Annotated in this window: 5 protein-coding genes; 3 read left to right on the top strand and 2 right to left on the bottom strand. The window is 61.4% G+C overall.

Annotated features, from left to right (window positions below):
• On the top strand, positions 1-1,980 hold a 1,980-nt coding region (locus tag EKD03_RS17995), incomplete at its 5' end, for a tetratricopeptide repeat protein (protein WP_238613580.1).
• Positions 1,981-2,350: 370 nt separating this feature from the next.
• Here the strand turns inward: EKD03_RS17995 and EKD03_RS17990 are convergent.
• Both EKD03_RS17990 and EKD03_RS17985 read right to left on the bottom strand, forming a co-directional pair.
• Positions 2,351-2,623: a hypothetical protein gene (locus EKD03_RS17990; protein WP_129633812.1), complete on the bottom strand. Its 273-nt coding sequence runs from the start codon at positions 2,621-2,623 to the stop codon at positions 2,351-2,353.
• Entirely contained in the window at positions 2,620-2,916 is a 297-nt protein-coding gene (locus EKD03_RS17985) for a type II toxin-antitoxin system RelE family toxin (protein WP_129633810.1), read from the bottom strand. The genes EKD03_RS17990 and EKD03_RS17985 overlap by 4 nt, the downstream gene beginning before the upstream one ends.
• Before the next feature lie 244 nt (positions 2,917-3,160).
• On the opposite strand from EKD03_RS17985, the gene EKD03_RS17980 reads away from it, so the two are divergent.
• The gene (locus EKD03_RS17980) at positions 3,161-3,481 is read left to right on the top strand and encodes a hypothetical protein (protein WP_129633808.1); all 321 of its coding nucleotides are present in this window, start codon (positions 3,161-3,163) and stop codon (positions 3,479-3,481) included.
• On the top strand, positions 3,478-3,672 hold a 195-nt coding region (locus tag EKD03_RS17975), incomplete at its 3' end, for a type II toxin-antitoxin system VapC family toxin (RefSeq protein WP_161569313.1). The genes EKD03_RS17980 and EKD03_RS17975, both read left to right, overlap by 4 nt.

Genomic DNA, 3,672 nt, shown 5'->3' with positions numbered 1-3,672 from the left:
CAAGGCTCGCGGAACCCGGCCATGCCCGCGACGCAGGCGCTGCAACAGGTGATCCATGCCTTCTTCCCCGATGCGAAGCTCCCTGATGGCATCACCGAACTCACCACCCTCTACCGCAGCACCCTAGCGGGCAAGCGCGTGCTCATCCTCGCCGACGATGCCAAAGACGCCGCCCAGGTGCAGGCGCTGCTGCCCCCCGCCGGATCGGCGCTGCTCATCACCAGCCGCCAGAAGTTCACCCTGAAGGGGATGCAGCGCATTGACCTGCACCGGCTGGAGATGGAGGACGCGGTACGCCTCCTCCTTACCATCTGCCCGCGCCTGGATGCCGCCGCCGCCCAACAGATCGCCACCGCCTGCGGCTGCCTGCCCCTAGCCCTGCGCATCGCTGCCAGCCTGCTGCACAACGACCCCACCCTGCGCAGTGCCGACTACATCGCCCGCCTGAGTGAGCAGAAGCGCGCCCTAGCGGCGCTCAAAGACCCCGACAGCGACTCCGACCCTGAGACGGATGTCGAGGCTTCGATTGCGCTCAGTTACCACCGGCTCACAGCGCAGGTGCAGGCCACCCTAGCCCAGTTGGGGGTCTTTGGCGCCAGTTTTACCCTCGCAGCAGCGGCAGCGGTGGTCGAGCCCGACGATCCCGAACGGCTGCGGGACGACCTGAGCCTACTCTACCGGCGCAGCCTCCTCGAATACGACCCTGAACAGGATCGCTACGACCTGCACGAACTGGTGCGCCACTTTGCCGTGCAGCGCCTGGGCGAAGAGGAGCGAGCGGCGCGGCTGCGCTATGCTGCGTACTACATCGCCGAGGCCAAAAAGGCGGAACAGCACTACCTCGCTGGCGGCGATCAGATCGTGCTTGGACTAGCCCACTTCGAGCGCGAACGTGCCAACCTGGATGCGGCGCGGCGCTGGCTCCAGGCCCACGCGGGTAGCCGCGAGGTGGATACACTCCTGATTGACGATGCTAATGCCACGGTGCATATCGGCGAGCTACGCTACACCCCCCGCAGCGAGCGCATCCCCCAACTGGAGGCCGCACTGGCTGCAGCGCGCCGCCTGGGGCGGCGGGATGCTGAGGGTTGGTTCCTGGGCAACCTGGGCATTGCCTACTGGAGCCTGGGAGAGCCGCGCCGCGCCATTGGGTTCTACGAGCAACACTTGGTGATTGCCCGCGAGATCGGCGACCGGCGAGAGGAAGGCAATGCCCTGGGCAACCTGGGGAATGCCTACAAAGATCTGGGGGAGCCGCGCCGCGCCATTGGGTTCTACGAGCAACACTTGGTGATTGCCCGCGAGATCGGCAACCGGCGCGGGGAAGGGGCATCCCTGGGCAACCTGGGGAATGCCTACGCCGACCTGGGCGCGCCGCGCCTCGCTATTGGGTTCTACGAGCAACGTCTGGTAATCGCCCGCGAGATCGGCGACCGGCGCGGGGAAGGGGCAGCCCTGGGCAACCTGGGGAATGCCTACGCCGACCTGGGCGAGCCGCGCCGCGCGATTGAGTATCATCAGCAAGCACTGGTAGTGAGTCGTGAAATTGGTGATCGTCGCGCAGAAGGTCAAGATTTGGGCAACCTGGGGAATGCCTACTGGAGCCTGGGGGAGCCGCGCCGCGCGATTGAGTATTACGAGCAAGATTTGGTAATCGCCCGCGAGATCGGCGACCGGCGCGGGGAAGGGGCTGTCCTGGGCAACCTGGGTTTGGCCTACTGGCGCCTGGGCGATCCGCGCCGCGCCATCGGGTTCTATGAGCAACACTTGGTGATCGCCCGCGAGATCGGCGACCGGCGCGGGGAAGCGATTGCGAGTTGGAATCTGGGCATGGCACTCGTAGGCCAAGGCCAGGTCAGCGAGGCGCTGGGGTTGCTGGATATGTGTGTAGCCTACGAGCAGGAACTTGGGCATCCTGATGCCATGGTGTATGCGTACAAGGTCGCGTATGTGCGCAAGTACGGGAAGTGGCCGGGGTAGGGTGGGTGGTTGGCCCTCACCCCCCCAGCCCCCCTCTCCCGTTCGCTGCGCGAACAGGCGAGGGGGGAGCCGGACAGGGCATGTGCAAAGTCGTTGTTGCCCCCACCCCAACCCGCCCCCGCTGGGGGCGGGAGCCGGATTCCTCCCTCCAACGGGGGGAGGTTAGGAGGGGGGAATCGGACTTTGCACATGCCCTAGGGAGCCGGAGGTAGGGGCAGAGGGCCGGATGACGGGTTCCTCTTCCCCCCTCGCCTGTGGCCGAAGGCCACGGGAGAGGGGGGCTAGGGGGGTGAGGGCCGGATAGCGGCACATTCGGTGGCGCATCGTGATGCGCCCCGGAATGATGCGTCACTGGCGCGTCACGACGCACCTAAGCATCTAATCCAAGGCGTCGCCGTGCCTCATGCGCCGGGATACGTGATGGTTCCTGTGATCGTTCCTCAAGCAACGCCATCAGGGCACTATTCTGGCGCGTTCGTGCAACTTCCTCAGCAAAATCATCACACTCCGCATCATCTTCCGCCACCGAGCGCAGCAAAAAGACTTTTCCATTTGGCAATCGAAGAAGGACGCCATCATTTGTTGCAAGATCGAGCAGTTCTTCTACCGCATCAACAACGTGCGTCAGGTCTACGGTTTTCATAGGCTATACTCCTTGCCGCGAATGTAGAGCCGATTATGCTCTTTCCAGCCTACCGCTTTGACCAGTACTACCTGATCGCTCACTTCTACATCATAAAAGATTCGATACTTCCCGACGCGAACTTCCCAACGCGCCAGCGTATTGGGTTCCATCGGCTTCCGATTCCGCACCTCGCGAAGCGGTTCATGGGTAAGTTGCGTTTCAATCGCAGTGACGATTAATCCTCGTTCGTATTTTGTGAAGTAGGCGATATCACCTATCGCACTATCCGTGTACTCGATACGGTATGCCACAAGTCCTACCTCGCATACATGGTTGCTTAAGAAAGTATAGCATGTTCCGTGTAAGGAATAGCTAGGGGCGCATCGTGATGCGCCCCCGGAATGATGGAGAATCCCGGGGGCTTCGTCGCGACGCGCCCCTACGGTTCTTCCTCTGCGCTCCTCGGCGTCCTCGGCGGTGAAAAACCGGGGTGGAGTGGGGTATAATTGAAATACGAGTAAGGAAATGCAAGAGAGGGCTTTTCAGGAGAAATCTATGACCGTACTTATGCTTGATCTCCCATCTGAAATACTCGAACGTCTCCACGCTGCGGCGCTGCGCGAAGGGAAATCGGTTGATATATTAGCCGGTGAATGGCTCCTTGAACGGCTAATTCCAGTACCCCCAAAGAGTGATCGTGAGCGTGCTCGTGATGTGCTGCGCACTGCGGGTCTGCTTACTGAGCCGACTCCGACCATGCATGCCATTGCGGCGCAGTCTACGGCGACACTTGAAGCGGTACAGGCAAGTTTTGCGCGTATCGGTGGTAAGCCACTGAGCCAAATCGTTATTGAACAGCGTGGCGCAAAAGGATGAGTGCCTACTATTTTGATACCAGCGCACTTGTGAAGCGCTACTTTCCAGAAACTGGCTCAGCTTGGGTGATCGCAGTAACAGATCCAAAGGCTGAACATACCCTGTTGATCAGCGCAATGACGCGGGTGGAGGCTGCCGCAGCTTTTGCGATTAAGCATCGCTCTGGCAATGCAACTCGTCAAGATCGTGAT

It is taken from the genome of Candidatus Oscillochloris fontis, assembly GCF_004138135.1.
Classification (GTDB): Bacteria; Chloroflexota; Chloroflexia; order Chloroflexales; family Chloroflexaceae; genus Oscillochloris; species Oscillochloris fontis.
The sequence above is the reverse complement of the archived record's forward strand: the minus strand, read 5'-3'. Positions and strand labels throughout refer to the sequence as shown.